This is a genomic window from Tessaracoccus coleopterorum (assembly GCF_011174705.1).
GTDB classification, from domain to species: Bacteria; Actinomycetota; Actinomycetes; order Propionibacteriales; family Propionibacteriaceae; genus Arachnia; species Arachnia coleopterorum.
The window spans coordinates 457,629-483,283 of sequence record NZ_JAANIJ010000001.1 but is presented as its reverse complement, the minus strand read 5'-3'; the positions used below and the strand labels follow the sequence as shown (position 1 = coordinate 483,283).

At 68.9% G+C, this 25,655-nt stretch carries 28 protein-coding genes, 1 tRNA gene and 5 pseudogenes; 29 read left to right on the top strand and 5 right to left on the bottom strand.

Annotated elements, in window-relative coordinates:
- Positions 1–97 precede the first annotated feature (97 nt).
- The 8 genes and pseudogenes from ftsZ to pyk form a co-directional block, all read left to right on the top strand.
- Positions 98–1,042, top strand: a pseudogene (gene ftsZ, locus G7085_RS03045) (cell division protein FtsZ); the annotation flags it as partial.
- Between the two features lie 310 nt (positions 1,043–1,352).
- Positions 1,353–1,810 (top strand): annotated as a pseudogene (locus tag G7085_RS23640) (cell division protein SepF).
- Between the two features lie 114 nt (positions 1,811–1,924).
- Complete coding sequence (locus G7085_RS31920) at positions 1,925–3,208, top strand: DivIVA domain-containing protein (protein ID WP_331715436.1); 1,284 nt, start codon at positions 1,925–1,927, stop codon at positions 3,206–3,208.
- Between the two features lie 98 nt (positions 3,209–3,306).
- Positions 3,307–3,462: a TraR/DksA family transcriptional regulator gene (locus G7085_RS31915; RefSeq protein WP_331715435.1), complete on the top strand. Its 156-nt coding sequence runs from the start codon at positions 3,307–3,309 to the stop codon at positions 3,460–3,462.
- Positions 3,446–3,598: a hypothetical protein gene (locus G7085_RS03025; RefSeq protein WP_197509926.1), complete on the top strand. Its 153-nt coding sequence runs from the start codon at positions 3,446–3,448 to the stop codon at positions 3,596–3,598. Before G7085_RS31915 ends, G7085_RS03025 begins: the two co-directional genes overlap by 17 nt.
- Positions 3,574–3,951, top strand: a complete 378-nt coding sequence (locus tag G7085_RS03020) for a signal peptidase II (RefSeq protein ID WP_197509925.1) — start codon at positions 3,574–3,576, stop codon at positions 3,949–3,951. Before G7085_RS03025 ends, G7085_RS03020 begins: the two co-directional genes overlap by 25 nt.
- Positions 3,948–4,863 (top strand): annotated as a pseudogene (locus G7085_RS03015) (RluA family pseudouridine synthase). Before G7085_RS03020 ends, G7085_RS03015 begins: the two are co-directional and overlap by 4 nt.
- A gap of 61 nt (positions 4,864–4,924) precedes the next feature.
- Positions 4,925–6,350: pseudogene (gene pyk / locus G7085_RS29265) on the top strand (pyruvate kinase).
- Positions 6,351–6,395: 45 nt separating this feature from the next.
- On the opposite strand, the gene G7085_RS03005 reads toward pyk, so the two are convergent.
- Positions 6,396–6,477: transfer RNA gene (locus tag G7085_RS03005), tRNA-Leu, on the bottom strand.
- 134 nt (positions 6,478–6,611) lie between these two features.
- Between G7085_RS03005 and G7085_RS03000 the strand changes: the two genes are divergently transcribed.
- Positions 6,612–7,190, top strand: coding sequence for an ANTAR domain-containing response regulator (locus G7085_RS03000; protein ID WP_197509924.1), 579 nt, complete (start codon positions 6,612–6,614; stop codon positions 7,188–7,190).
- A gap of 3 nt (positions 7,191–7,193) precedes the next feature.
- On the opposite strand, the gene G7085_RS02995 is transcribed toward G7085_RS03000, so the two are convergent.
- Positions 7,194–7,589, bottom strand: a complete 396-nt coding sequence (locus G7085_RS02995) for a PaaI family thioesterase (protein ID WP_197509923.1) — start codon at positions 7,587–7,589, stop codon at positions 7,194–7,196.
- On the opposite strand from G7085_RS02995, the pseudogene polA reads away from it, so the two are divergent.
- A pseudogene (polA, locus tag G7085_RS02990) lies at positions 7,588–10,308 on the top strand (DNA polymerase I). The gene G7085_RS02995 and the pseudogene polA overlap by 2 nt on opposite strands.
- A gap of 7 nt (positions 10,309–10,315) precedes the next feature.
- Here polA and G7085_RS02985 read toward each other — a convergent pair.
- Complete coding sequence (locus G7085_RS02985; protein WP_197509922.1) at positions 10,316–11,065, bottom strand: class F sortase; 750 nt, start codon at positions 11,063–11,065, stop codon at positions 10,316–10,318.
- A 186-nt stretch (positions 11,066–11,251) separates the two neighbouring features.
- Between G7085_RS02985 and rpsA the strand changes: the two genes are divergently transcribed.
- The 7 genes from rpsA to G7085_RS02955 all read left to right on the top strand — a co-directional run bounded on the left by rpsA (position 11,252) and on the right by G7085_RS02955 (position 18,824).
- Positions 11,252–12,760: a 30S ribosomal protein S1 gene (gene rpsA, locus G7085_RS02980; RefSeq protein ID WP_456300387.1), complete on the top strand. Its 1,509-nt coding sequence runs from the start codon at positions 11,252–11,254 to the stop codon at positions 12,758–12,760.
- Between the two features lie 1,107 nt (positions 12,761–13,867).
- Positions 13,868–14,227 (top strand): hypothetical protein, encoded by a 360-nt coding sequence (locus tag G7085_RS02975; protein WP_197509921.1) that lies wholly within the window; start codon positions 13,868–13,870, stop codon positions 14,225–14,227.
- Between the two features lie 532 nt (positions 14,228–14,759).
- Positions 14,760–14,882 (top strand): hypothetical protein, encoded by a 123-nt coding sequence (locus G7085_RS29260; RefSeq protein ID WP_269451754.1) that lies wholly within the window; start codon positions 14,760–14,762, stop codon positions 14,880–14,882.
- 36 nt (positions 14,883–14,918) lie between these two features.
- Complete coding sequence (locus G7085_RS02970) at positions 14,919–16,109, top strand: hypothetical protein (protein ID WP_197509920.1); 1,191 nt, start codon at positions 14,919–14,921, stop codon at positions 16,107–16,109.
- Between the two features lie 1,185 nt (positions 16,110–17,294).
- A complete protein-coding gene (locus G7085_RS02965; RefSeq protein ID WP_197509919.1) occupies positions 17,295–17,585 on the top strand; it encodes a hypothetical protein in 291 nt (96 codons plus the stop codon).
- Positions 17,579–17,962: a DUF222 domain-containing protein gene (locus tag G7085_RS23620; protein WP_231979168.1), complete on the top strand. Its 384-nt coding sequence runs from the start codon at positions 17,579–17,581 to the stop codon at positions 17,960–17,962. Before G7085_RS02965 ends, G7085_RS23620 begins: the two co-directional genes overlap by 7 nt.
- A gap of 193 nt (positions 17,963–18,155) precedes the next feature.
- Positions 18,156–18,824, top strand: coding sequence for an HNH endonuclease signature motif containing protein (locus G7085_RS02955; protein WP_197509918.1), 669 nt, complete (start codon positions 18,156–18,158; stop codon positions 18,822–18,824).
- A 428-nt stretch (positions 18,825–19,252) separates the two neighbouring features.
- Here G7085_RS02955 and G7085_RS02950 read toward each other — a convergent pair whose 3' ends face one another.
- Positions 19,253–19,453: a histidine phosphatase family protein gene (locus G7085_RS02950; protein ID WP_197509917.1), complete on the bottom strand. Its 201-nt coding sequence runs from the start codon at positions 19,451–19,453 to the stop codon at positions 19,253–19,255.
- Positions 19,450–19,851 (bottom strand): phosphoglycerate mutase family protein, encoded by a 402-nt coding sequence (locus G7085_RS02945; RefSeq protein ID WP_331715913.1) that lies wholly within the window; start codon positions 19,849–19,851, stop codon positions 19,450–19,452. Before G7085_RS02945 ends, G7085_RS02950 begins: the two co-directional genes overlap by 4 nt.
- Positions 19,852–20,173: 322 nt before the next feature.
- On the opposite strand from G7085_RS02945, the gene G7085_RS02940 reads away from it, so the two are divergent.
- From G7085_RS02940 to G7085_RS23605, 12 genes are all read left to right on the top strand, one after another.
- The gene (locus tag G7085_RS02940; RefSeq protein ID WP_197509915.1) at positions 20,174–20,710 is read left to right on the top strand and encodes a DUF1697 domain-containing protein; all 537 of its coding nucleotides are present in this window, start codon (positions 20,174–20,176) and stop codon (positions 20,708–20,710) included.
- Between the two features lie 74 nt (positions 20,711–20,784).
- Positions 20,785–21,195 carry an RNA polymerase sigma factor gene (locus G7085_RS23615; protein ID WP_231979167.1) on the top strand — a complete coding sequence of 137 codons (411 nt, stop codon included), beginning with the start codon at positions 20,785–20,787 and terminating at the stop codon, positions 21,193–21,195.
- Complete coding sequence (locus tag G7085_RS33940) at positions 21,171–21,359, top strand: RNA polymerase sigma factor (protein WP_408647167.1); 189 nt, start codon at positions 21,171–21,173, stop codon at positions 21,357–21,359. The genes G7085_RS23615 and G7085_RS33940 overlap by 25 nt, the downstream gene beginning before the upstream one ends.
- Positions 21,341–21,496, top strand: a complete 156-nt coding sequence (locus G7085_RS02930; RefSeq protein ID WP_197513024.1) for a hypothetical protein — start codon at positions 21,341–21,343, stop codon at positions 21,494–21,496. The genes G7085_RS33940 and G7085_RS02930 overlap by 19 nt, the downstream gene beginning before the upstream one ends.
- Positions 21,496–21,873 (top strand): hypothetical protein, encoded by a 378-nt coding sequence (locus G7085_RS02925; RefSeq protein ID WP_197509913.1) that lies wholly within the window; start codon positions 21,496–21,498, stop codon positions 21,871–21,873. Before G7085_RS02930 ends, G7085_RS02925 begins: the two co-directional genes overlap by 1 nt.
- Positions 21,846–22,079, top strand: a complete 234-nt coding sequence (locus G7085_RS02920; protein ID WP_197509912.1) for a hypothetical protein — start codon at positions 21,846–21,848, stop codon at positions 22,077–22,079. The genes G7085_RS02925 and G7085_RS02920 overlap by 28 nt, the downstream gene beginning before the upstream one ends.
- 133 nt (positions 22,080–22,212) lie before the next feature.
- Complete coding sequence (locus G7085_RS02915) at positions 22,213–22,833, top strand: hemerythrin domain-containing protein (protein ID WP_197509911.1); 621 nt, start codon at positions 22,213–22,215, stop codon at positions 22,831–22,833.
- Positions 22,834–22,935: 102 nt separating this feature from the next.
- On the top strand, positions 22,936–23,598 hold the full coding sequence (locus tag G7085_RS02910; RefSeq protein WP_197509910.1) for a hypothetical protein: 663 nt from the start codon (positions 22,936–22,938) through the stop codon (positions 23,596–23,598).
- Positions 23,526–24,830 (top strand): histidine kinase, encoded by a 1,305-nt coding sequence (locus G7085_RS31910; RefSeq protein ID WP_197509909.1) that lies wholly within the window; start codon positions 23,526–23,528, stop codon positions 24,828–24,830. Before G7085_RS02910 ends, G7085_RS31910 begins: the two co-directional genes overlap by 73 nt.
- Positions 24,737–25,018: an ATP-binding protein gene (locus G7085_RS02900; RefSeq protein WP_197509908.1), complete on the top strand. Its 282-nt coding sequence runs from the start codon at positions 24,737–24,739 to the stop codon at positions 25,016–25,018. The genes G7085_RS31910 and G7085_RS02900 overlap by 94 nt, the downstream gene beginning before the upstream one ends.
- Positions 25,015–25,470: a response regulator gene (locus G7085_RS02895; RefSeq protein WP_231979166.1), complete on the top strand. Its 456-nt coding sequence runs from the start codon at positions 25,015–25,017 to the stop codon at positions 25,468–25,470. Before G7085_RS02900 ends, G7085_RS02895 begins: the two co-directional genes overlap by 4 nt.
- On the top strand, positions 25,428–25,652 hold the full coding sequence (locus G7085_RS23605) for a helix-turn-helix domain-containing protein (protein ID WP_231979165.1): 225 nt from the start codon (positions 25,428–25,430) through the stop codon (positions 25,650–25,652). The genes G7085_RS02895 and G7085_RS23605 overlap by 43 nt, the downstream gene beginning before the upstream one ends.
- Positions 25,653–25,655 lie beyond the last annotated feature (3 nt).

Genomic DNA, 25,655 nt, shown 5'->3' with positions numbered 1-25,655 from the left:
GGGGTCCCGCAACCCTGAAGTACAACTTGAGGTGAATCGGTGGCGTTTCGGCCGCGCCGTTGGACCTGGGCCCGATGGCTCACATAGCCTTGCGGCCATGGCTAGCGCATCTCAGAACTACCTCGCGGTGATCAAGGTCGTCGGAGTCGGCGGTGGCGGCGTCAACGCCGTCAACCGCATGATCGAAGCGGGTCTCCGCGGCGTCGAGTTCATCGCGGTGAACACCGATGCGCAGGCGTTGCTGATGAGCGACGCAGACGTGAAGCTCGACATCGGACGCGAACTGACCCGCGGCCTCGGCGCAGGTGCCGACCCGGCGAAGGGTCGTCAGGCCGCGGAGGACCACTCCGACGAGATCGAGGAGGCGCTCAAGGGCGCCGACATGGTCTTCGTCACCGCTGGTGAGGGTGGTGGCACCGGCACCGGCGCCGCCCCATCGTCGCGAAGATCGCCCGCTCGCTCGGCGCGCTGACCATCGGCGTCGTCACCCGCCCTTCTCCTTCGAGGGCCGCCGCCGCTCGACCCAGGCCGAGACCGGCATCGAGTCGCTGCGCGAAGAGGTCGACACCCTCATCGTCATCCCCAACGACAAGCTCCTGCAGATGACCGACCATCAGGTCGCGATCCTGGAGGCCTTCAAGCAGGCCGACCAGGTGCTCATGCAGGGCGTCTCGGGCATCACCGACCTGATCACCACCCCGGCCTCATCAACCTCGACTTCGCCGACGTGAAGTCGATCATGAGCCAGGCCGGCTCGGCCCTCATGGGCATCGGCTCGGCCCGCGGTGAGGACCGCGCCCGCGCCGCCGCCGAGATGGCGATCTCCTCGCCGCTGCTCGAGGCCAGCATCGACGGCGCGCACGGCGTGCTCCTGTCGATCGCGGGCGGCTCCGATCTCGGCCTGTTCGAGGTCTCGGCCGCCGCCGAGCTCATCGAGGAGGCCGCGCACGACGAGGCCAACATCATCTTCGGCACCGTCATCGACGATGCGCTGGGCGACGAGGTGCGCGTCACGGTCATCGCCGCCGGCTTCGACGGTGGCAGCCCGCAGAAGCGCGGCGCGCTCCGCCAGCCGGATCCGCGCCCGCAGGTGCAGCAGCCGCGGCCGACGAACAACACCTCGAACCTGCAGGTGCCCACCGCCAACCCGATGCCCGGGCAGCGCCCGCAGGCGCAGGCGCCGCGGCCGGCCCCGCAGACCTTCGATGACGACGACCTGGACGTCCCCGACTTCATGAAGTGATCTCGGCGCGTCGGGGCGTCGCGCGTACGGCTGTGGCCGGTCGCGCGATAGCCTTCGATGGATACCAATCAAGGAGGCACCCGTGGGCGTTCGCAAGCTTGCAGCATGGATGGGGCTCGTCGAGGACGGGCGCTACGACACCGAAGAGCACTACGACGCCGACGGTGAGCAGACGAGCGACTTCTACGTCGAGGGCGACGAGCCGAGCCGCGAGCTCAGCAAGGTCGCGCCGCTGCCCGCCCGACGCCCCCGACACAGCTGACCCCGTCGTGGAGAAGGAGGTGGCCGACTTGAGCCGCATCGTCTCGGTCCGTCCCCGCTCGTACAACGAGGCGCGTGTGATCGGTGAGAACTTCCGCGACGGCATCCCGTCATCATGAACCTCTCGGACATGGAAGACGGCGAGGACAAGCGCCTCGTCGACTTCGCCGCCGGCCTGATCTTCGGGCTCCGCGGCAACATCGAGCGCGTCAGCTCGAAGGTGTTCCTGCTCTGCCCCAGAACCTGGTGGTGGGGCCCGAGGACAAGGAACGCATCGTTTCCGGAGGATTTTTCAACCAGAGCTGACCACGCGGTAACCCTCAAGCCGTCGTGGAAGTTTTAGCCCGTCCAACCGGTCTGGGCTAATGTTTGGGGGAAACGGCCGCCCGGTCGGTACTTTTCAGATCTTGGAGAGCAAACATGAGCTTGACCCTTGATGAGGTCCGTCAGATCCGCTTCCGCATGACGCGGCGCGGTGAATCCGGATACCAGGTCGGCGACGTCGACACGTTCATCGACAAGGTAGAGCTGACGTTCGACGAGTTCGACAAGGAGCGCGAGCGCCTCCACCGCGAGCTCGAGTCCGTGCAGAGCACCGCCGTGCAGCCAGCCGTCAGCGACGACTCCGAGCTCTCCGGCGCCGTCGAGGCGAAGGAACGCGAGATCGCGCAGCTGCGCTCCGAGGTCGAGCGCCTCAACGGCGTCCTCAGCCAGGCCGGCGACTCCAGCGCCGTGCTGAAGGCCTCCGAGACCCGCGCGCGGGAGCTCTCCGCCGAGAACGATGCGCTGCGCAACCAGCTCGAGCAGGTCCGCAGCGAGTTCGACCGCGCCCGCTCCGAGCGCCTCACCGAGGTGGCCGCCTCCACCGGCACCGAGCAGCTCGTCGTCACCGCGAGCGCCGACGCCGCCCCCGCCGTCACCCGCATGCTCCAGATGGCGGCCGACCAGGCCACCACCCTGGTCAGTGAGGCGCAGGCCGAGGCCGGCCGCAAGCTCTCCGAGGCCGAGCAGCGCGCCAACGAGATCAAGACCGACGCCCGCACCAAGGCCGACCGCATCGAGTCGGAGGCCCGGGTCAACGCCGAGCAGGCGACCCGCGAGGCCGAGGCCCACGCGGCCAGGGTGACCCAGGAGGCCGACGCCCGCGCCGCCTCGGTCGACCAGCAGGCCAGCGACCGTCGCACCGAGCTGTTCGCCGATCTCGAGGCCGAGCAGATTGAGCTGACCGGCAAGGTTGACTCCCTGCGCACATTCGAGTCGTCCTACCGCAGCAACCTCACGGGCACGCTGCAGCGTCTCCTCGCCTCGGTGCGCGACGACCGCCCGAGCCGCTCGACGTGCCGGAGCTCGCGGCCAACCGCTCGGAGACCCCGCGCCTCGACGCGCTGGCGAACGGCGAAAACGCCTAGTCATCCCGATTGCTGCTCGAGGCCGACACCAAAGGGTGTCGGCCTCTTGCGTTGGGCGGTTTGTGGTGTAGCCTTCCCGCACAATCGAACCCGTGCCGAACCCGAGAAAGAGATAAGCACATGTCGACGTCGAAGAAGGCCACCGCACCTGATCCGGTGGTTCTCCCCGTCCTCGAAGGCGAGGATCCCTGGACCGCCGAAGAGGTTGAGGAACAGCGCGCGGAGCTCCAGGACGAGCTCCTGCGCATCGAGCGCCGCATCGCGGCGACCGAGGCCGAACTGGAGTCTCTGCTGAAGGGCGGCACCGACGGCGCCGGGCGCGATCCGGCCGATGTCGGTTCCAGCAACTTCGAGCGCGACCAGGAGGTTTCGCTCGCCGCCAACGTGCGCGAGATGGCCGAGCAGCTGCGCCTCGCGATCACCCGGTTCGACGAGGGCGGCTACGGTTACTGCGAGGTGTGCGGCCAGCCCATCGGCAAGGGCCGTCTCCAGGTGTTCCCACGGGCCACGCTGTGCGTGACCTGCAAGCAGCGTGAGGAACGGCGCTGAGCGTCAGGTACCGCGGAGTCGGGCTGATCGCCGGGGCATCGCGCTGCTGGGGGTCGGCCTCGACCAACTCGTGAAGTGGGCGTCGGTCACCTACCTGACCCCGGAGAACCCGTGGAACTCCTCGGCCCGCTCCTGAAACTGAACCTGATCCGTAACCCTGGCGCGGCCTTCGGGCTCGGGTCGGGGTTCACGATCGTCTTCACCGTGTTCGCGATCGTGGCACTGATCGGCTGCCTCTACGCGCTGACCCGCATCACGCGGCTGTGGCACGCCATCGTGCTCGGCCTCCTGACGGCGGGCGTCACGGGCAACCTGATCGACCGGATCTTCCAACCGCCCCGCGCGCTGCACGGGCACGTCGTCGACATGTTCCAGCTGCCGTACTTCAACGCGATCTTCAACGTGGCAGACATGTGCATCACGTTCGCGGCGGTGATCATGATCATCATGACGTTCATCCACGACCGGAAGCAGGCAGACGGCGCGTGAGTCTCTTCATCGTCCCCGACGCGTTGGCGGGGAGCGCATCGACTCGGCGGCCGCGCGGGTCTCGGGCTACAGCCGTTCGAAGATCGACGACTACATCGACTCCGGCTCCGTGCTGCTCGGCGGCGTCGCCGTCGCGAAGGGGTCGCAGCGCGTCTCCGCCGGTGAGCTGCTGGAGATCGTCGAGGAACGCGCACCGCAGGCGGCGGCTCCCCGGTTGGCCGACGGCGTCGGCATCGTCTACCAGGACACCGACATCGTGGTGGTCGACAAGCCGGTCGGCGTCGCCGCGCACCCGAGCGTCGGCTGGGAGGGCCCTCGGTGACGGAGCACCTCGCCGCGGCGGGTATCGCGGTCTCGACGTCCGGCGCCGCCGAGAGGCAGGGCGTCGTCAGCCGGCTCGACGTCGGCACCAGCGGCCTGATGGTGGTCGCGAAGTCGGAGGTCGCCTACTCGGTGCTGAAGCAGGCGTTCCGCGACCGGGTGGTCGACAAGACCTACCATGCGCTCGTCCAGGGCCATCCCGATCCGTTCGTCGGCACCATCGAGGCGCCCATCGCGCGGCACCCGAGCGCCGACTGGAAGATGGCGATCATCGAGGGTGGCCGAGCGTCGGTGACGCACTACGACACGTTGGAGGCCCACCGGGCCGCCACGCTGCTCACGATCCACCTCGAGACCGGCCGCACCCACCAGATCCGCGTCCACATGGCCGCCATCGGGCACCCGTGCGTCGGTGACCCGCTGTACGGGGCCGACCCGAAGCTGTCGGCCCGGCTCGGCCTCGAGCGGCAGTGGCTGCACGCCGTCGGGCTCGGGTTCACGCATCCCACCACGGGCGACTACGTGAGCTTCGAGTCGTCCTACCCCGCTGATCTGGAGCGCGCGCTCGGGATCGTGCGCGACGCGGGCTGATTCGGTCCACCCTGTGCCGACCCCCATGGGCCCGGACACAGGGTCGGGTAGGGTATGCACCGTGCGTAGAGCAAAGATTGTTTGTACCCTCGGCCCGTCGGCCGAGACTGTTGACCGCCTCGTCGAACTCCTGAACGCCGGCATGAATGTCGCGCGTCTCAACATGAGCCACGGCGACTACAACGAGCACGGCAACCGCGTCATCAACGTGCGTGCCGCCTCGGAAATCACCGGGAAGACCGTCGGCGTCTTCGCCGACCTCCAGGGCCCGAAGATCCGCCTCGGCCGCTTCGCCGATGACGCGAAGATCCAGCTGGAGCGTGGCGACCGGTTCACCATCACCATCGACGACATCATGGGTGACCAGGAGCGTTGCTCCACCACCTACAAGGGCCTGCCGGGCGACGTCAAGGTCGGCGATCACATCCTGATCGACGACGGCAAGGTGGGCATGCGGGCCATCGAGGTCACCGACACCGATGTGGTGTGCGAGGTGACCGTTCCCGGCCCCGTCTCCAACAACAAGGGCATCAACCTGCCCGGCGTCGCCGTCTCCGTCCCGGCCCTCTCCGACAAGGACGAGGCCGACCTCCGCTGGGCGCTCGCCCAGGACGTCGACATGATCGCCCTGTCGTTCGTGCGTTCCGCCGACGACATCAAGCGCGTCCACGAGATCATGGACGAGGAGGGCCGTCGCCTTCCCGTCATCGCCAAGCTGGAGAAGCCGCAGGCGATCGCGAACCTGCAGGAGATCATCGACTCCTTCGACGCGTTCATGGTCGCCCGTGGTGACCTGGGCGTCGAGCTGCCCTCGAAGAGGTGCCGCTGGTCCAGAAGCGCATCGTGCGCGCCGCCCGCAAGTGGGCCAAGCCCGTCATCGTCGCGACGCAGATGCTCGAGTCGATGATCTCGAACCCGCGCCCGACGCGCGCCGAGGCCTCCGACGTGGCCAACGCCATCCTCGACGGCGCCGACGCGGTCATGCTCTCGGGCGAGACCTCGGTCGGTGACTTCCCGGTCGAGACCGTCGCCACCATGGCCCGCATCGTCGAGAAGACCGAGCGCGAGGGCCACGCCGAGATCCACACCATCGACTGGGACCCGCACACCACGGGCGGCATCCTGGCCAAGGCCGCTGCCGAGGTCGCCGAGCGCATCGGCGCCCGCTACCTCGTCGCGTTCACCAAGTCGGGTGACACCGGCCGCCGACTGGCGCGTCTGCGTTCCCCGATCCCGATGCTGGTGTTCTCGCCCGAGAAGGCCACGCGTCAGACGCTGACCCTCACGTGGGTGTCGACACCCAGGTCACGCCCGAGTTCTCGCTGCAGGAGGAGATGGTCGAGGCCGTCGACCACCACCTGCGTGAGAAGGGCATGATCGAGGTCGGCGAGCGCATCGTCGTCGTCTCCGGCTCCCCGATGGGCGTGCCCGGTAAGACGAACAACCTGCGCGTCCACAAGGTCAAGGACCTGCTCGAAGAGCACTGAGCCCAAGGGGAAGGCCGGGAACCGTGCGGTTCCCGGCCTTCTTCGTGCCCGGGAGGGATTCGAACCCCTAAGGTCTCTCGACCAGACGGGTTTGAGCCGTCCGCGTATACCGTTCCGCCACCCGGGCAGGGCGTGGAACATTCTAGCCATAACCCCCGGTCCGCCGCCCAGTGGGCATTCCGTGTGCCGGGCGAGTAGTATTCCGTCAGGTTGACCAGCGAAGCTCGCCTCCCGTGGCGAGGGAAAAGTGCCATTGAAGATATGAACAAGAAACCAACTGTGGTCGTCGCCGAAGATGAGGCGCTGATCCGACTCGACCTGGTCGAGCTCCTGACCGAAGAGGGATACGACGTCGTCGGCGAGGCCGGCGATGGCGAGGAGGCGGTGAAGCTCGCCCGCGAGCTCGTCCCCGACCTCGTCATCATGGACGTCAAGATGCCGAAGATGGATGGGATCAGCGCCGCTGAGATCATCGCCGAGGAGCGGATCGCGCCGATCGTCATGCTGACCGCGTTCAGCCAGCGTGATCTGGTCGAGCGGGCCCGCGACGCCGGTGCCATGGCCTACGTCGTGAAGCCGTTCGGTGCCTCCGATGTCGTCCCCGCGATCGAGATCGCGATGGGCCGCTTCCAGGAGATCACCGCCATCGAGGAGGAACTGGCCTCCCTCGAGGACCGCTTCGAGAGCCGCAAGATCATCGATCAGGCCAAGGGCATCCTCCAGCAGGATCTCGGCCTCACCGAGCCCGAGGCGTTCCGCTGGATCCAGAAGACGGCCATGGACATGCGCAAGTCGATGCGCGATGTCGCAGAGGGCGTCATCAGCCACAAGAAGAAGTAGTTCTCACTTCGGCAGTGTGATCATGTTGCAGGTGAGGCGACCCGTCGCCGTAAGCCTGCCCTCCTCGTCGCGCACATCGACCTGGTAGGTGACCACACTGCGTCCGAGGTGGACCGCCGTGGCCGTTCCGGTCACCCGTCCGCTGCGCGAAGCCCTGAGATGTGTCACGTTGAGATCCACCCCGACCCCCGCCCGGTCGGGGTGTCCGTGCATCATGGCCCCCATCGAGGCGAGGGTCTCGACGAGGGTCGCCGTCGCGCCGCCGTGGAGCAGCCCGAACGGCTGCTGATTCCCGTCCACCGGAATGGAGCCGACGACGCGCTCCGCGGTGAGTTCCGTCATCACGAGCCCGAGCTTCGTATCGAGCGGGGAGACGATCTCGTCGGCCCACTGCGGCATGTTTCCCATAGACGCGCACTCTGCCACATTGGGTAGGCTCGGCCGGGTGAACACCCCTGGAAAACTGCTCCTGATCGACGGCCACTCGGTCGCCTACCGCGCGTTCTTCGCGCTCCCCGTCGAGAACTTCTCGACCAGCACCGGGCAGCACACCAACGCGGTGTTCGGCTTCACGTCCATGCTCATCAACGTGCTCCGCGACGAGCAGCCCACCCACCTCGCGGTGGCGTTCGACGTGGCGCGCGAGTCGTTCCGCACGGAGGAGTACCCCGAGTACAAGGCGAACCGGGCGAAGTCGCCCGACGAGTTCAAGGGGCAGGTGCAGCTCATCAAGGAGGTGCTCGACGCCCTCAAGGTGGCCTACGTCGAGAAGCCCGGCTACGAGGCCGACGACATCATCGCCACCCTGTCGACGCAGGCGGCGGCCGACGGCTACGACGTGTTCATCGTCAGCGGCGACCGCGACGCCATGCAGCTCGTCAACGAGCGCGTCACGGTGCTGTACCCGCGCAAGGGCGTCTCCGACCTGGCCCGGATGACTCCTGAGGCCGTCGAGGAGAAGTACCTGGTTGCTCCGGCCCGCTACCCGGAGGTGGCGGCGCTGGTGGGGAGACCAGCGACAACCTGCCCGGCGTGCCCGGCGTCGGCCCCAAGACGGCCGCCAAGTGGCTCGGGCAGTACGACGGGCTGGAGAACCTCGTCGCGCGGGCCGAGCAGGTGCCTGGGAAGGCGGGCGAGTCGTTCCGGGCGCACCTGGACGATGTGCTCCGCAACCGGCGCCTGAACGCGCTCGTGCGCGACCTGGAGGTCGACCTGAGCGTGGAGGAGTCGCTCCGCCACGACTGGGACAGGGAGCGGGTGCACACGCTGTTCGACGCGCTGGAGTTCCGCGTGCTGCGGGAGAGGCTCCTCGAGTTGGCGCCCGCGGAGGAGGTGGCCACCGAGAGCTTCGAGGTTGAGGGGCCCGCCTCGGCGCGGACGAGCTGGCCGGCTGGCTCGACGGCCACGCCACGGGCCGCACGGCTGTCGAGTTCGTCGGCCGTTGGGGGTCGGGCACCGGGGATGTGACGGGCATCGCTTTCGCCTCCGCCGACGGGGCGGGTGCCTTCGTCGACACCGCCGACCTCACGCCCGCCGACGATGCGGCGCTGGCCGGCTGGCTCGCGGACCCTGAGCGGGCGAAGGTGGTGCACGAGGCGAAGGGCCCGATGCTCGGCTGCTGGGCCCGCGGCTGGAACCTGCAGGGCGTCGAGCTCGACACGCTGCTCGCCGCCTACCTGCTGCGCCCCGACCAGCGCACCTACGACCTGGCCGACCTGTCTGTGCGGTACCTGAAGCGCGACCTGTCGGCCGCCGGAGGTGCGGCCGCCGACGACGCGCAGGCGGCGTTCTCCTTCGACGACGAGCCCGACGAGGTGGCCGACTCCGCGCTGCTGCGCGCCCGCGCCGTCTACGACCTCGCTGAGGCCCTCGTGGGGCAGTTGGTGGAGCGGGGGCGGCCGACCTGATGCGCGACGTCGAGCTGCCCCTCCTGAGGCAGCTGGCGGGCATGGAGCGCGTCGGCGTCGCCGTCGACGTGGAGCGGCTGGAGCGGCTCCGCGAGGAGTTCGACCGCGCCGTCTCCGCGGCCCAGCAGGCCGCCTACGACGTGATCGGCAAGGAGGTGAACCTCGGCTCCCCGAAGCAGCTGCAGGCCGTCCTGTTCGAGGATCTGCAGATGCCGAAGACCCGCAAGACGAAGTCGGGCTACACCACCGACGCCGAAGCACTCGAGGGGCTGTTCGAGAAGACGGGCCACCCGTTCCTGGAGCACCTGCTCGCGCACCGCGACGCCATCCGGCTGCGGCAGACCGTCGACGGCCTGCTGGCCGCGGTGGCGTCCGATGGCCGGATCCACACCACCTACGTGCAGACGATCGCGGCGACGGGCCGGCTGTCGTCGACCGATCCCAATCTGCAGAACATCCCGATCCGCACGTCGCTGGGCAGGCAGATCCGCTCGGCGTTCGTGCCGGGGCGGGTTACGAGTCGCTGATGTCGGCCGACTACTCGCAGATCGAGATGCGGATCATGGCGCACGCCAGCGGCGACGAGGGGCTGATCGAGGCGTTCCTGTCGGGCCGCGACTTCCACGGCGAGATGGCCTCGCTCGTCTTCGGCGTGGAGCCTGAGGACGTCACCGGCGAGATGCGGGCCCGGATCAAGGCGATGAACTACGGCCTCGCCTACGGGCTGAGCGCGTTCGGGCTGTCGAACCAGCTGAAGATCTCCGTCGGCGAGGCGAAGGGCCTGATGGAGACGTACTTCGAGCGGGTCGGCGGGGTGCACGACTACCTGGCGGGCATCGTCGAGCAGGCCCGTCGCGTCGGCTACACCGAGACGATGCTCGGGCGGCGCCGCTACCTGCCCGATCTCACCACCACGAACCGGCAGCGCCGGGAGATGGCGGAGCGGGCGGCGCTGAACTCACCGATCCAGGGCTCGGCGGCCGATGTCATCAAGGTGGCCATGATCAACGTCGGGGCCGCGCTCGAGCGCGAGGGCTGACGAGCCGGGTGCTGCTGCAGGTGCACGATGAACTGGTGTTCGAGGTGGCGGCGGGGAGCGGGAGCGTCTCGCCGAGCTGGTGGAGCGCGAGATGGAGGGCGCCTTCAGCCTCAGGGTGCCGCTCAGCGTGTCCGTCGGGGTGGGCGGCAACTGGGAGTCGGCCGCCCACTGAGGCGCCGTCAGTCGGCGATGACGGTAACCGGGGTGAAGTTGAAGAACACCCGCGAGTTCCACACCTCGGTTGCCTTCTCGAAATCCCAGCAGATGATGATGCTGAGGCTGGGCGGGCCGTCGGGGTCGTACATCATCGTGGAGGTGTCGGCGATCTCGGCGTAGTCGGCGACGGTGATCTTCTGCGCGTCGCTGTACTCGTAGCACTGGACCTGACCGTCGGGGCCGTGGAGCTTCAGCAGGTCGCCCGGCTGGAAGTGGGATTGGCCGTCGCGGAAGAACTCGTTGCCGAGCGCGTTGCCCGTCCGGTAGGTGTGGATGGTGAGGATGGCTCGGCCCTTGTCGGCGCCCGGCTTCGGGCCGCCGCTCCACCAGGCGGCCATCCGGGGCTCGTTCAGCGGCGGGGCGGCGATGTTGCCCTGTTTGTCGAGGTTGAGCGCGACGACCCGCTCGTCGGCGTCGAAGCGCTCGATGGTGAACCTGTCGGGCACGAAGCCCTCGGTGACCGCGGTGCAGCCGGCGACGCTCGGGTTGCCGTCGGGTGGGTGTCGGTGTCGCCGTCGGGCCGGGGCGACGGGCTCGACGGCCGAGTTGGTGGTGGTGACCACCGGGGTGGTGGTGGGGCCCGCGTCCGGGGTGTCTCCGCCGCGGCTGGTGACGCCCCAGATGAGGAGGCCGACGGCGATCGCGATGACGACGACCAGGGCGATGATCGGCTTGGTTGACTTGGGGCGGGGCTGCTCCGCGGCATGACTCACGGGCCCACAATAGGTGGCTCGCGGGCGCGTGTGGCAACCGGTCTGTCCGGAAAGCAGGTCGTGGGTTGCTCCTACTGCGCCTGCGGGGTAGTCTGGTCGGGCGCTGTGGCCTGTGTTGCCTCGGACGGAGCAGGCAGTGCTTTCAAGGGCCAGAGTGCGTCACAGCTTTATTCGGAGCCCTACTACATGACCTCCTCTATTGAGGCCTCGACTGTCGCAGTCGACGACTTTGGCTCGCCGGAGGCCTTCCTGGCCGCGGTTGATGCCACCATCAAGTACTTTAACGACGGAGACATCGTCTCCGGCACTGTCGTCAAGGTCGACCGGGACGAGGTCCTGCTCGACATCGGTTACAAGACCGAAGGCGTCATCCCCTCGAAGGAACTCTCCATCAAGCACGATGTCGATCCCTTCGACGTCGTCCAGGTGGGCGACGAGATCGAGGCCCTTGTCCAGCAGAAGGAAGACAAGGAAGGCCGTCTGATCCTGTCCAAGAAGCGGGCTCAGTACGAGCGCGCCTGGGGCACGATCGAGAAGATCAAGGAAGAGGACGGTGTCGTCACCGGCTCGGTCATCGAGGTGGTCAAGGGCGGTCTCATCGTCGACATCGGCCTTCGTGGCTTCCTTCCCGCCTCGCTCGTCGAGATGCGTCGCGTCCGCGACCTCCAGCCCTACGTGGGCATGGAGCTCGAGGCCAAGATCATCGAGCTCGACAAGAACCGCAACAACGTGGTCCTGTCGCGTCGTGCGTGGCTTGAGCAGACCCAGTCCGAGGTGCGTCACACGTTCCTCACCCAGCTGCAGAAGGGCCAGATCCGCAAGGGTGTCGTGTCCTCGATCGTCAACTTCGGCGCGTTCGTCGACCTTGGCGGCGTTGACGGCCTCGTGCACGTCTCCGAGCTCAGCTGGAAGCACATCGACCACCCGGGTGAGGTTGTCGAGGTCGGCATGCCCGTGACCGTCGAGGTGCTCGAGGTGGACATGGACCGCGAGCGCGTGTCCCTGTCGCTGAAGGCCACCCAGGAGGATCCGTGGCAGACCTTCGCCCGTCTGCACCAGATCGGCCAGATCGTTCCCGGTAAGGTCACCAAGCTGGTGCCGTTCGGTGCGTTCGTCCGTGTCGGTGAGGGCATCGAGGGCCTGGTCCACGTGTCCGAGCTCGCCGAGCGTCACGTCGAGATCCCCGAGCAGGTTGTCGCTGTCGGCGACGACCGCATGGTCAAGGTCATCGACATCGACCTCGATCGTCGTCGCGTCTCCCTGTCGCTGAAGCAGGCGAACGAGGGTGTCGACGTCGGCGCCGAGGACTTCGATCCGCTGCTGTACGGCATGCAGGCGTCCTACGACGAGGCCGGCAACTACATCTACCCCGAGGGCTTCGATCCGGAGACCAACGAGTGGAAGGAAGGCTTCGAAGAGCAGCGCGCTGCTTGGGAGGCCCAGTACGCCGAGGCTCAGGCTCTGTGGGAGGCCCACAAGCGTCAGGTCGAGTCGGCCGAGACCACCGAGCGTGATCTCGCCGTCGAGGCTGGCACCGGGTACACCACCGAGACCCCGTTGAGGGTTCGCTGGCGTCCGACGAGTCGCTGCAGGCTCTGCGCGACAAGCTCGCCGGTAACTGATTCATCCGTTGCGGCGGCGTCGACCATCTGGTCGGCGCCGCCGCTTCGGCGTTCCGGCGGTGTCGCCGGATGAGCTACAGTCCAGCCGGTTGAGCTGTGGATTCCGGGTGGAGCTTTGCTCCTGCCGGTTGAGCCGCCCGGCGTGGCCGTAGTCGACCGCCTGACGTGTCGAAACTTCTCGCGCCCGCCCACCCAACCCAGCCAGAGAACCGGACCGCCGAGACGGCCCACGACCGCGGGTGGTGGCCTCATCGGAACCCGACCCGGCCGCTGAAATCTATCGGGGACCACCGGTACCGTTAAGAGGAACCATGCCACACTCCGGTGATACCGCTAACGCCAACGTCGGTGAGCGACCTAGGAGAATCGCTTTTCTGCATCCAGAAAAGGTACTAACTTTCGGCCAGCTAACCCCGTTTCGTGCATCCCCGTGCACCGTGACCCGACGCTCAGCCTCCGCGTAGCTCAAGGTTGAGTCGCCAACACGCCGATCAAACAGCCTTGTCAGCAGCGAATGAGACATGACTCGCCGCAACTTCAGCCTTGTCGGAGGCATACCCTACCCTGAGGGTGTTGCACGGGGGCCTGTGATAATTTCGGGCTTTCCAAGGCCGTGAAAAAACACCGAGCTGGGGGTGTCCACCAATCATGAGTTCGCGCGAAGGTCAGTGCTTCGTCCACGCAGTGGTCGGAACTCCAGCGATGTCGCGCGGCGGCTTCCTTGTCACATGGGGTCGCCTCTCCTGGGCGCTTGCCCGGATCACCGGCGGCGCCCTGGTCATCGTTGGCGGCGGCGTGGTGCGGAGCTCTGAACTGGCTGCGTCGCTCGATCGGGTGGTACTAGGCGTGCTGGGCCTCGTGCTGAGAAAGGTCAAGTGCGACGACCAAGAATCTCACGGTCGCACCTCTAGCTTCGACTGTCAACGGCTGCATGCGGAGCTGACGGCACGCCCAGTCCGGGCGCTGCGCGCTAACTGTCGGACTTCGAGGACCTGAGTTGAGAGAGACGCGGGGAAAGGGAACCACGATGCCTGTGGACGCTGAGGTCCGGTCGGCCACGGGACCCAGTAGGGCGCGGAAGCCCGCGCTCCTGCCTGCACTAGGCCGGAGCTGGTATGTCAGGTACGAGTTGCTGTTGCGGCTCTCGGATCTGGCCACGATCGCTGCTGTGATGGTGGCGGTGCTGCTACTGAGATTCGGTGGGGACCTCCAGGTTCATGTCGGTGGCTCGCCGATCGGCTACCCGCTGGTGTCTCTCTTCGTCGGGATCGGGTGGTGGGTCGCGCTGGACGTGCACCGCTCGCGAGACCGTGGTGTCGTCGGGCACGGCCTCGAGGAGTTCCGTCGCGTGATGAGTGGCAGCCTCTACACGTTCGGTGCGGTGGCCATCGTCTCCTACCTGCTGCAGGCGGAATTCTCGCGAACGTACTTCATCGTGCTCCTGCCTCTTGGTACCCTCCTGTTGCTGGTAAGCCGGTGGGCCTGCCGTCAGTACCTTCACCACCGTCGGGCGGTTGGGGGGCCCACACTCCGACGGTAGTGGTGGGCTCGGCCCGCGAGATCCTTGAGGTCGTCCGGGATTTGCGCCGCAACCGCAATGCTGGGTACCGACCGGTCGGCATTGCTGTCCCCATCGCCGACCAGGACTCGGACACACTCGACCACCCTGAGCTTGTGGGACTACCCCGGCTCGAGATCGAGACGCTCGACAGGGCTATCGCCGCCTATCGTATTGGTGCGGTTGTCGTCGTGCCCGGCCTGCCGCGGGCAAAGATCCGGCTGCTCGCGTGGCGGCTTGAAAACTCCCCAGTGGAACTCATGTTTGCATCAGTGGGGGAGCGGTGCGCACCCCGTCACCGGTGCGGGGCCGGGCACCTTCGTCGAGGCCTCGGAGCTGGCGCAGCGGGAGCCTTCGCTGGGGATGGCGCACTCCCTGGTGTTGCAGGTGGGCGCTGAACTGGGGCTCGTCGGTGTCGTGCTGTTCGCGTTGATCGTGATCGGTGGCATCGCGGTGGCGGCCCGGGCACCCGGGAGGCGGCGACGCTGGCCATCGCGGCGTGGACGTGCCTCGGGTGCACTCGATGATCGACCACCTGTGGGAGTTCCCGGCCGTGGTGATCACTGCGGGCGTCGTGCTCGGATGGGCCCGCTCCACGGGGCGGCCCGCGGCGCTGGAGGGCGTCGCCGAGGCGTGAGCCGGAACTGTCAGTGGGACTGATTAGCCTGCTTGCATGCTGGGGGAGAGATCAACACCTGACGAGGTCGCCGACGCATCGCTGGTCGTCATCGACGACATGGACCGCGACGACTGGCGCGACTGGTACGACGCCCTGCCGGGGCTCACACGCATCGAGCGCCGCGACGACATCATGATCGCCGGGCTCCGAGCCGGATTTACGTTGCAGGACATGGGCGACCTCCACGGCATCAGCCGCGAGCGGGTGCGGCAGATCGCCACCTCCAAGGGCGTCGTCATGAGGGAACTCCGGCGGGAGCAGAAGGCCAGCGCCGACCGTCGACGACGCAGGATCGCACGCCGCGTCTACGGCACCTCGCTCACCTACCCGGAGCTCACCGTCGCAGAGATCGCCGAATGGGTCGACACTGACGAACAGACGGTGCGTCAGGCGCTTGAGCACCGGCTGGCCGTTCACGAGACCCGCGTGCGGCCGCCCGACACCGGCCGCACCTCCGAGGAGACGCTGATCGCGGCCCTCGCCGAATGGGGTGCGCAGACCGAGACCCTCACCGGTGACGACTACACGCAGTGGGCTACCGACAGGGGGCTGCCGGGTAAGCAGACAATCGCCATCCGGTTCAGCAGCTGGAACGCCGCGCTCGTCCTTGCCGGGCTCGGCGACAGGATCCGCGACAGGGGAGGGCTCCGCCCTGTCGTCGCGGACGAGGAACTGTGGGCCGCCGTCATGGCGTTCCTGCGCGCCGACCTGCCCAGCTACAGCTTCGCGGCCTTCGACGACTGGACGAAGGGCGAGGGGATGGGCAGCGGCGCGAGCGTGCGGAACCGGCTCGGCGAATGGAGCCACGTCCACGCGCGCGCCCGCAGCCTGCTGCGTTACGCCGCCAATCGCGACGGCAGTTGGCCGTGGGCCGATGCGGTGCTCGACTTTGACCCGGAGTCGCGCCCGGGCCGCGTCGCGACGCGCGCCGACGCCGTCGAGTCACTCAAGCGGGTGGCCGGGCGCATCCAGGGACCGGTGACGGTGGCGGCCTACGAGGAGGCCCGCTCGGCCGACGACGTCGGCGCGAACATGGTGATGTGCCGATGCGGGTCGTGGATCCGTGGGCTGCTTGAGGCGGGCTTGGACGACAGGCTCTCCGGTAAGGCGCGGGGCAGGCTCGCCAGGGGAGAGGTCGACCTGGAAAGGGTCGACCTCGGCGAAGCTGTCGCGTCGTCCGGATAGGACGGACCCCTCCGCCCGCGGTTGGGGGATCCGCGGTTGGGGAATCCGCGGTTGGGGATCTGCGGCCGGAGGGGCCGTCGGCAAGATGGACAGGCCGACCAGCCCGCGGCACCTCTGGAAAAATCGGCCAGTAGCCCATTCTGATCGGTGCGGCTGAAACTATGGGCCACCGTCCTCCGGGTGCCGGCCAGCAGCGCGTCGGGCGTCCCGATCAGACGGTTTGCGGACGGTGACGGGGCCGTGGTGGGGTCGACCAGACGGTCGATGTTGGCGAGGCGGTCGAGGTGACGGGGGTCGACGGCGGATGCGGTCGAGGTGACCGGGCCGACGGGCAGGCGACGGGCTCGGGGCCACGACGTCGACGAACACCGGGTTGGCGTCGACCGAGGGACGGGTGCCCGCGTGCTTGGCATCGACATGGCGGACCTGGCCGGACCGCGTCGCCGTCCGCCGGCTTACCAGCTTGTGGACCACCTGGAAAAATCGGCCAGTAGCCCATTCTGATCGGTGCGGCTGAAACTATGGGCCACCGTCCTTTGAGTGTCGGCCAGCAGCGCGTCGGGCTCCCCGGTCAGACGGTTTGCGGACGGTGACGGGGCCGTGGTGGGTCGGAGGTAACTGCCCTGGCTTTCGTTCGCGGGTGGCTGGGATTCCAGGCGTCAACGCGGACGGGTCGGCTGCAGCACGCGTCGGCTGCCGGGTTCGTCCGCGGTGGGCGTCTCGGGAGCAATACGGACGGGTCGGTTGCGGCTCGTCTGGGCTGCTGGGCTCGGTTCGCGGGCACAGGGGGCAGGGTCGTGGCCACTATTTTCAGCCGGACCGATCAGAATCGGCTACTGGCCCATTTTTCCAGACAACCCGACCCCAACCACCCCAAACGGTGATCGAATACCGAACCGGAATAACGGAATCGTACAAACCGTTGAACGACGTCGGAAACCCCACCAACCCGGAGCAGTACAGGCCGCTGACGAGCGGAGACGCCGAATAAACCGAAATCAAAAAGAATGAAAATAGTAGACCCAGGGTCTTGAATCACGTTTGATTAGGGCTATGCTTGGGGATGGAGGACGTGGTGGTCGTCGAGCGGGTGATGGGCCTTTCAGCCCACGCCGCGGACATCGCCGCGTGGGCCGATCACCTCCCGACCGGGAATGCGCCGACGCTGCCGACTCGATCGCGCAGATGATGGACCAGCTCGCAGGCCTACGCCTCTCCCTCCTGCATCGCGCCAGCCTGAGTGCCCCACCTGCCGCGTTCAACGCGGTCACCCATGTCCATGAGACGAACAAGGTCACCCGCCGCGAGGCCCTGGCCCAGTGCAGACTCTCCGGGGAACTCGCGGATCGGTTCCCGGTGATCGGGCAGGCGCTGCGGGACGGGGTCATGTCGTTGACGCAGGTGCAGGCGGTCGTGCGGGTGCTGCGACACTCACTGCTGGGGTCGATGATGTGGTCCGGGCGCAGGAGTTGTTGATCGCGCATGCGGACAAGTTCGACCCCGTCGATCTGGCCGAGATGGCCCGCCGGGTCGCGGAACTGCTGGATCCGGAGGCTGCGGAGGAGCGGGAGGCCGAACGCCTCGACCGGGAAGATCGGATCGCCTCGCAGGAACGGTTCCTGAGTGTGGAGCCCGATCATCATGGATCGATGCGGATCGCAGGGAAAGTCACCCCCGTGGTCGGGGCGACCCTGCTGACGCAACTGGATGCGTTGATGCCCTCTGCCGCCTCCTACAAGGGTGGGCCGGTGCCGTCGAGGGCCGCGCGCCGGGCAGATGCGTTGGAGCGACTGCTGGGGTCGCTGCCGCCACCGGCGACCTGCCCGATGATGGTGGGGACCGGCCGCGGGTGATCGTCACCATGTCGTATGACACGTTGGTCGATGGGATCGGGCACGCGACCCTGACCGCGACCGGTGAACAGGTCACCCCGGCCAATGTGCGGGCCCTGGCCTGTGATGCGGGGATCCTGCCTGCGGTGTTGGGGTCGGTGTCGCAGCCCTTGGATGTGGGCGGGAGAACCGGACAATCCCGAAGCCGATGCGGATGGCGTTGAACCTGCGCGACAAGGGATGTGTGTTTCGTGGTTGTGACGTCGGCTACGCCGCCTGTGATGCGCATCACGCGGTTCCCTGGTGGGCAGGCGGTGCCACCAAGCTGACCAACCTTGCCCTGTTGTGTTCCTTCCATCACCGGGTGGCCGAACCCGATCCGAACAAGTCACCGGAGTATCAGTGGCTGCTGGTCATCGATCCCGAGGACGGGCTCCCGGTCCTGTATCCACCGGTCACGATCGACCCGCAACGCCGACCACTTCGCCACAAACGACACGAAGTACCCGGCAAGGTCCTGCCCCCACTCCACTGCGAAAGGGTGGAGCCGAAGGTGCGGGAACTCTCCGCCGTGTGGCGCCTCGAGAGACCCCGAGACACGAACCCGACGCTCAAGGGACGAGTCTGCCCCGACCAGGAAACGGGAACCGAACCCTGGCATCCCGAGGAGTGTGACGATGCCGGCGTCGAGGCCGGTGGCGCTGTGCGTAGGTCGGTGCCGACTCCACGGTGGGAACCGAACCCGTGGCGCCCCGAGGAGTGCGACGATGCCGGCGCCGAGGCCGGTGGCGGTGTGGGTCGGTCGGTGCCGACTCCGCGGTGGGAACCGAACCCCTGGCGCCCGAGGGGTGTGACGATGCCGGCGTCGACGTGGGCGCTGTGAGTCGGTCGGTGCCGACTCCACGGCGGGAGCCGAACCCCTGGCATCCCGAACAGGACGACGCGTCAGCGCCAACGATCCGCAGGCAGGAGCCGAACCCCTGGCACCCGGAGGAAGACGGCGAGCCCGATGCGCCCCGTGACAGGGATGGACGCACAACTGCGTCGGCTCGGTGGGCGGAGGCCGACGACGAGTCCATCTGGCTTTCCAGCGAGGGCCGGATCGACCTCAGGTGCCCGGATCCCGATCGGTAGGCCCCTGGGTGGGGAGTGAGGTTGGCCCTCGCCGACGCGGTCTCCCGCGGTCGACGAGGGCCCATGCGTCTCCCGGCCTTGTGGGTCAGTGTGCGTAGTCGGTGTTGTTCACCCACTCCACGGTCCACGCGCCGTCGGCGTAGACGAGCTTGTTGACGGCGCCGTTGTGCAGCTCGCCTAGCCCGTCACGCCGAGGGTCTCCAACAGGGCGACGCTGGACATGCCGCTGGAGACGGCGAGGATGTTGCCGCCGTGCTTCCTCGGCATGGTCCTGTCCGACGCCGCCGCCGTCAATGCCTCGCCCATGCGCTTGGCCACCTCCGCGTGCGTCTCCGCCTTGAGGTCGGGCTTCGGGTTGCTCTGCACGAACGCGTTCATGATCTGCTCGAGCGTGGCGGCGAACGGGTTGGTCGGGTCGGGCAGGTACTTGAGCATGGCGGGCAGCGCGGTGGTCTGCTTCTCGCCCTCCCATCCACCGTAGGCGGCCTCCCGCAGGCCGAAGAGGCGCGTCGGCTCGAGCCTCGACCCGGCGGCCCCAGCATCCCGGTGGCCGTCTGGTAGTGGCGGACGGTGTCGGCGCAGTACGCCGCATCGAACCCGCCGATCTCGGCCGCGAGGTTGCGGCCCACCTGGGCGGCCACGGTGATTCCCTGCTCGGTGAGGGGCGAATCCGACCAGCCCTGGACGCGACCGGTGTAGTTCATCCACGTCTGGCCGTGGCGGACGAGGTAGACGGTGACCGTGCGGTTGGGCCGCGGCGCGGCGTTGGCCGGGATTGCCGACCCGGCGGACAGTGCGCCCGTGAGGGCCGCCCGCCCAGGGCGACCATCGCGGTACGGCGGGTGAGATCAGGCATGGCATCTCCTTTGATGACGATGACGTGATGACGATGGTGAAAACCTGATGACGTTCGGCTTTCGAGCGCAATACTAAATGATGTTCGCCTTTCGTGGCCATAGTCCGGAGGGAAGATTCCGCCGACACCCGCCCGCCGGCCGACGGGTGCCCCACCCGGTATCCGCCGCGGTCGGAGACCGGTATCCGACGGCGTCCGTCCCGTCGGGAGCGGGCCGTGGGTCCGTCCGGCATGATGGGGCGATGCCGACCTATGTTGCGTTCCTGCGGGCCATCAACCTCGGCGCGAACCGGAAGTTCCCCAAGGACGACATCCGCCGCACCGTCGAGGCCGCCGGCTTCAGCGACGTGCAGACCCACATCAACACCGGCAACGTGCGCCTCACCTCCAGCATGCGATCCCGGCCGAAGATCGAGGCGACCCTGGAGGCCGCGTTCGCCGCCGACCGCGGCTTCGAGGTGCCCACCATCGTGTTCACGTCCGCCGAGCTCTCGGCCATCGCCGACGACGCACTGGGGTTGGCCGAGCAGCACCCGGGCCTGGCCCGCCACTACATCTACCTGCTCAAGGACGAGCCGTCGCCGGAGCTGAAGAGCCGGGTCGAGGCCACGTCGTCGGAGCGGGGAAACATGGTGGTGCGGGGCAGGGCCGTCCACGCGCTCCTGTGGCCCGGCTACCAGGACGGCGTCGTCGACCCGCTCGGCGCCGCACGGCTGCTCGAGCCCGCCACCAACCGCAACGCCGCCGTCATCCAGGCCATCGTCGACAAGTGGTGCTGAGCGGTGCGGTGCCGCCCGACGGCCTGGCCACCATTGGCCCGAAACCTTTCCCGGCGGTGGGGACACTCCAGGGCATGAAGGCAGAACACACGCTGTGGGACGAGGCCAGGGGCGGCGACGGTGAGTCGTTCGCCCTGATCTTCGACCTCCATCGGGATCGGGTGTACCGGCACGTGCTGCGGCTCGTCGACCGGACGGCCGACGCCGAGGATGCGGTCGCGGTGGCATTCCTGGAGCTGTGGAGACGACGCGACGCCGTGCGCGTGGTGCAGGGTTCGGTGCTGCCGTGGCTGCTGGTCACGGCCACCCACGCCACGCGGAACCTCAGCCGATCCTCACGGCGCTACCGGGCCCTGCTCGACCGGCTTCCGCGGCCGGCGGAGGCCCGCGACGTGGCGGAAACGTATCTCGACACGAGCGTCGACGGCATCGACCCGGTGCTGGCCGCGCAGTTGAGGGGCTGCCCTGGGCCGACCAGCAGCTGATCACCCTCGTCGCGCTCGAGGGGTATTCCATGGCCGACGCGGCCGAGGTGCTGGGGATCAGTGTCGCGGCCGTGAAGTCGCGCATGCACCGCCTTCGTCAGCGGCTCCGACCGGGGCCGCAGCCATCCGCACGAGAGGTGACGCCATGTCCGGAACGACCATGAACGACCAGTACGCGGCGGCCCTGCGGGCAGAGCTCGCCCAGACGGTGACCCGCCCGCAGCCCGCGCAGCGCAAGGCCCCCGGAGGATCGCGCTGGCCGCCATCCTCGCAGGCGCCCTCGCGGGAGGGTCGCTGCTGATGCCGGGCGCCTACGCCGACTGGACCGCCCTGCCGGCAGAGCTGACCCCCACCGAGTCGGAGGCGATCGGAGCCGACTGCGTCGCGTACCTCCGGGAAGGGACGCAGGTTGAGGGCAACCTCGGCGCCGTGCTGGTCGAGCGTCGGGGCAGCTGGGACCTGACCGTCGTCATCGGGGACGACGGCAGCTACGGTCACTGCCTGCTCAGCGAACGCGGCGGCGCCGGTGGTGTCTCGCCCGACGGGATCGGGGAGGCGCCCGCCGTCGACTCGTTCACCGTGCTGGGGAGGGCAGCCAGGCCCTCGACACGAGCCTCTGGGAGTCGGGCCCCAAGGCCGAGGGCCACCAGTTGGCCTACGGCCGCGCCGGAGACCTGACCGGCCTCGTCCTCCACACCGAGCGTTCCGGCGACGTGACGGCCACCGTCCACGACGGCTGGTGGGCGGCCTGGTGGCCGATCTCCAACTTCGGGCCGAACCTGAGCCACGACCAGGACGACGTCACCGGCGCCACCATCACCACCGCGGACGGGCAGACCCGGGAGCTCGATGAGGCGGGCTGGGCAGCACTGCGGCAGCATTGACCGGGCGCCGCACGACGCGTCGCGCCGCGGGATCGGGCCGGGGCTTTTCATCCGGGCGCGCCTGATTTACCTTGACCCTGCCGGGCGGACGCCCGGCAGAGCAGGGGACGAGATGCCGTGTGACGCCAGCGGAATGGCCGAGATCCATCGCTACTACAAGGCGGGGTTCGGTGAGGGGGCCGCGTTGGTGGGTGGTGTGGCCGCGGGTGATGCGCAGCACGCCACGGCCGTTGCCACCCACCTCGCGGGGCTCTCCAGGTCGCTCCATGCGCACCACGAGTTCGAGGACGCCAACCTGTGGGACGAGCTCACCGGCCGGGCCCCCGGATGCGCCCTGCACGTCGGGCGGATGAAGCAGCAGCACGCCACCATGCTCGTGCACCTCAACGACCTCGACGCCTCCCTTCCCGCATGGGGAGTCAGCGGACGCGCGGCCGACGCCCGCCCCGTCCTCGCCGCGCTCGCCGGCATCAACGAGGCCCTCGCCGTGCACCTGCCCGACGAGGAGGCCAACATCGTGCCCGTCATGGAGGAGGTGCTCGAGCAGGAGCACATGGAGGCCGCGGCCAGGCACGGACGGGCGCCACCCCAGAGGCGAGATGTTCCCGATGGTGGGGCGATCATCGCCGCACAACCCGACGGCGGCGCCACGTGGGTGCGCAAGAACCTGCCCGGCCCGGTGCGGCTGGTGTGGCGCTACTACGGGAGACGCCAGTACGAGCGGCAACGCCGTGTACTCCTCACGGGACGCTGACAGCGCCGCCCCTCACCCGGGGCGACCCTCCACTGGGAGTCGCTCTCCGTCACGCTGCTGGCAGGCAGCGCCGCCGTCACCTACCTCGGGCTCCGCCTGACGGTGCCCGCCGAATGCGCCTGGCTCCAGCCGTCGATCGGGGTGTTCCGCGACGACGGTGTCGTGCCCGCCGTCCACCCCGACTGCGCCCTGCCACCGGGGCTCGTCACCGACGCGGCCACCGTCGGAGGCGGGGTGGAGCTCACCGTCGACGGCGCCGTCACCATGCTGGAACGGGTGCCCCAGGCCGGGTTGCTTGCCGCGCAGTTGTGGGAGGCGGGCGGCACCATCGTGTTCGTCGCCGTCCTCTTCGCGCTGAGCGCCTTCGCGACGACCCGCCGCCCCAGCGACCCGTCGGTTGCGTCCAACCTCGCCTTCTCCTCCGCGCTGTTGGGCAGCACGGTCGTGACGATGGTGGGGCTGCCCCCGTCGTGGGCCTTCGGAGGGGCGGCGCGCTGGCTGTTCGAGCTCAATGTCGGCCTCGTCTACACGCTCGGGTGGGGTGCGCTTCTCACGTGGGCGCTGCAGACCCCGACCCCGCTCCTCCCGGCCCTCGGCAGGGCCCCGGCGAGGACGCTGCTCACCTGGGGGCCGGGCTGGCATACCTGGCGACGGCGGCCGTCGCCGGTGCGGGGCACGGCTCGCCCGGCTGGATGGGGCAGGCCGTCCTCGTGCAGAACTGGTTCACCGCGATCCTGGTGGGCTGCTCCGCAGTGCTGCTGGTGATCCGGCTGGCCCACACCCGGCGCACGGGCACCAACGTCGTCGAGCGGCAACAGGTGTTGTGGCTCGGCGGCTCGGGGATGGTGTCGCTCACCCTCGCGATGGGGCTGTGGATGATCCCGTCTGTGCTCACCGGCCAGGTGCTCCTGCCGAGGGAACTGATCGGGCTGCCCGGGCTGGCGTTCGCGTTCGGCATGGGCGTCGCGATGAGCCGGCACCGCCTGTTCGATCTCGACGTCGTGCTGGCCCGCAGCATGGTGTACGCCGGGCTGGTAACCGTCAGCGTCACCGTCTACCTGCTCACCGTCGCCACCCTCACCAGCCTCTTCGCCGGGCCCTCCACCACCGCGATGACGGTGGCGGGCGCCGTCGCCGTCGCGATACTGGTCACTCCCGCCCGGATCATGCTCGAGCGGTGGGTGAGCCGCGCCCTCTACGGTGACCGGGACGATCCATATGCCGCGCTGGCCAGGCTCACCGGGCTGCTCGCGGCCAGGCAGATCGCCTGGCGCGACGTCGCCGACGACCTGCGCAGCGCCTTCCGCGTCGGCTACATCGCGGTGCTGGCCGACGGCGTCGCACCCGCGGAGAGCGGGGTCGCTCCCGAGGACGCCGAGCGGATCCTCACCCAGGAGCTGCGGCACGCCGACGCGAGGGTCGGCGACCTGCTGATCGCCACCCGCGGCCGCGGCGGGCGGTTCTCCCCGGCGGAACGAGACCTGCTGCGCAACGTCGGCGACCAGGTGGCCGCCGCCGTGCACCAGGAGCGGCTCGACGCCGAACTGCGCGAATCACGGGCCAGGCTCGTGCTGGCGCGGGAGGAGGAACGCCGGGCGATGCGCCGCACCCTGCACGACGACGTCGGCCCCGCGATGGCCGCCATCCCGCTGCGCGTGCAGGCGGTGCGGCTGCTCACCGTGACGCAGGCGCCGGAGGTGGCCGAGGTGCTCGACCGGATCGGGCACGACGCCACCCACGCTGCCGAGACCGTCCGACGGCTCGCCTACGACCTGCGCCCACCCGTGCTCGACGAGGTAGGGCTGCTGCGGGCGCTGGAGGAGCGGGCCGCCACGACCGCACCGCTGAGCGTCGGGTTCGACGTCGAGCCCGCCTGCGTCGCGAGCGGCGCGCTCTCCCGCCGGTGGAGGCGGCCGCCTACCGGATCGTCGCCGCCGCCCTCGACAACGCCGCCCGCCACGCGTCGGCCGACCACTGTCTCGTGCGGCTCGCGGTGACCGACGGCCACCTGGAGATCGAGGTGACCGACGACGGGGTGGGCCCCGCCGCCGACTTCCACGCGGGCATCGGCATCACGGGCATGCGGGAGCGGGCCACCGAACTCGGCGGCACGTGCACCGTCGCGGCACGGGAGGGGGGCGGGGCGCGGGTGCTGGCCCGGCTGCCCATCGGGGCGTCGTCATGAACGGGCGGCCCGTGCGGGTGCTCGTCGTCGACGACCATCCCCTCTACCGGGAGGGGCTCGTCGGGCTGCTGCGCCTCACCCCCGATCTCGGCGTCGTCGGGCAGGCCGTCGACGGGCCCGAGGCGGTGCGGCTGGCCGCCGAACTGGTGCCCGACGTCGTCGTGATGGACGTCAACCTGCCCGGGATCGACGGCGTCGAGGCCACCCGGCAGATCATCGCGGCGCGCCCGGACGCGCGGGTGCTGATGCTCACCATGCTGGACGACGCCACCGTCGCCGACGCCGTCCTGGCCGGGGCCCGGGCTTCGTCACGAAGACGGCCGAGCCGGAGGCGACCCTGGCCGCGATCCGCGCGGTGGCCGTCGGCGACATCATCTTCTCCGCCTCCCTCGCGGCCCGCCTCGCGACCATGGTGGCGGGCGCGGACGCGCGCCGTCAGTTCGCGGGGCTGACGGCGCGGGAACACGAGGCGCTCGGGCTGCTGGCCCGCGGCTGGGACAACCCGAGGATCGCGGCCCACCTCGGGATCGCCGACAAGACGGTGCGGAACCTCGTCTCCACGATCCTCGTCAAGCTGCAGGCCGCCGACCGGGCCGGGGCCATCGAGAAGGCGCGGCAGGCCGGGCTGGGGTGAGCC

Excerpts from the sequence above, each read along its gene's own strand:
- G7085_RS31920 (WP_331715436.1), top strand. The coding sequence starts at position 1,925 with ATGAGCTTGACCCTTGATGAGGTCCGTCAGATCCGCTTCCGCATGACG.
- G7085_RS31915 (WP_331715435.1), top strand. The coding sequence starts at position 3,307 with ATGGCCGAGCAGCTGCGCCTCGCGATCACCCGGTTCGACGAGGGCGGC.
- G7085_RS03000 (WP_197509924.1), top strand. The coding sequence starts at position 6,612 with ATGAACAAGAAACCAACTGTGGTCGTCGCCGAAGATGAGGCGCTGATC.
- G7085_RS02995 (WP_197509923.1), bottom strand. The coding sequence starts at position 7,589 with ATGCCGCAGTGGGCCGACGAGATCGTCTCCCCGCTCGATACGAAGCTC.
- rpsA (WP_456300387.1), top strand. The coding sequence starts at position 11,252 with ATGACCTCCTCTATTGAGGCCTCGACTGTCGCAGTCGACGACTTTGGC.
- G7085_RS02970 (WP_197509920.1), top strand. The coding sequence starts at position 14,919 with ATGCTGGGGGAGAGATCAACACCTGACGAGGTCGCCGACGCATCGCTG.
- G7085_RS02965 (WP_197509919.1), top strand. The coding sequence starts at position 17,295 with ATGATGGACCAGCTCGCAGGCCTACGCCTCTCCCTCCTGCATCGCGCC.
- G7085_RS02955 (WP_197509918.1), top strand. The coding sequence starts at position 18,156 with ATGGCGTTGAACCTGCGCGACAAGGGATGTGTGTTTCGTGGTTGTGAC.
- G7085_RS02950 (WP_197509917.1), bottom strand. The coding sequence starts at position 19,453 with ATGAACGCGTTCGTGCAGAGCAACCCGAAGCCCGACCTCAAGGCGGAG.
- G7085_RS02940 (WP_197509915.1), top strand. The coding sequence starts at position 20,174 with ATGCCGACCTATGTTGCGTTCCTGCGGGCCATCAACCTCGGCGCGAAC.
- G7085_RS23615 (WP_231979167.1), top strand. The coding sequence starts at position 20,785 with ATGAAGGCAGAACACACGCTGTGGGACGAGGCCAGGGGCGGCGACGGT.
- G7085_RS02930 (WP_197513024.1), top strand. The coding sequence starts at position 21,341 with ATGTCCGGAACGACCATGAACGACCAGTACGCGGCGGCCCTGCGGGCA.
- G7085_RS02925 (WP_197509913.1), top strand. The coding sequence starts at position 21,496 with ATGCCGGGCGCCTACGCCGACTGGACCGCCCTGCCGGCAGAGCTGACC.
- G7085_RS02915 (WP_197509911.1), top strand. The coding sequence starts at position 22,213 with ATGGCCGAGATCCATCGCTACTACAAGGCGGGGTTCGGTGAGGGGGCC.
- G7085_RS31910 (WP_197509909.1), top strand. The coding sequence starts at position 23,526 with ATGGGGCAGGCCGTCCTCGTGCAGAACTGGTTCACCGCGATCCTGGTG.
- G7085_RS02895 (WP_231979166.1), top strand. The coding sequence starts at position 25,015 with ATGAACGGGCGGCCCGTGCGGGTGCTCGTCGTCGACGACCATCCCCTC.
- G7085_RS23605 (WP_231979165.1), top strand. The coding sequence starts at position 25,428 with ATGGTGGCGGGCGCGGACGCGCGCCGTCAGTTCGCGGGGCTGACGGCG.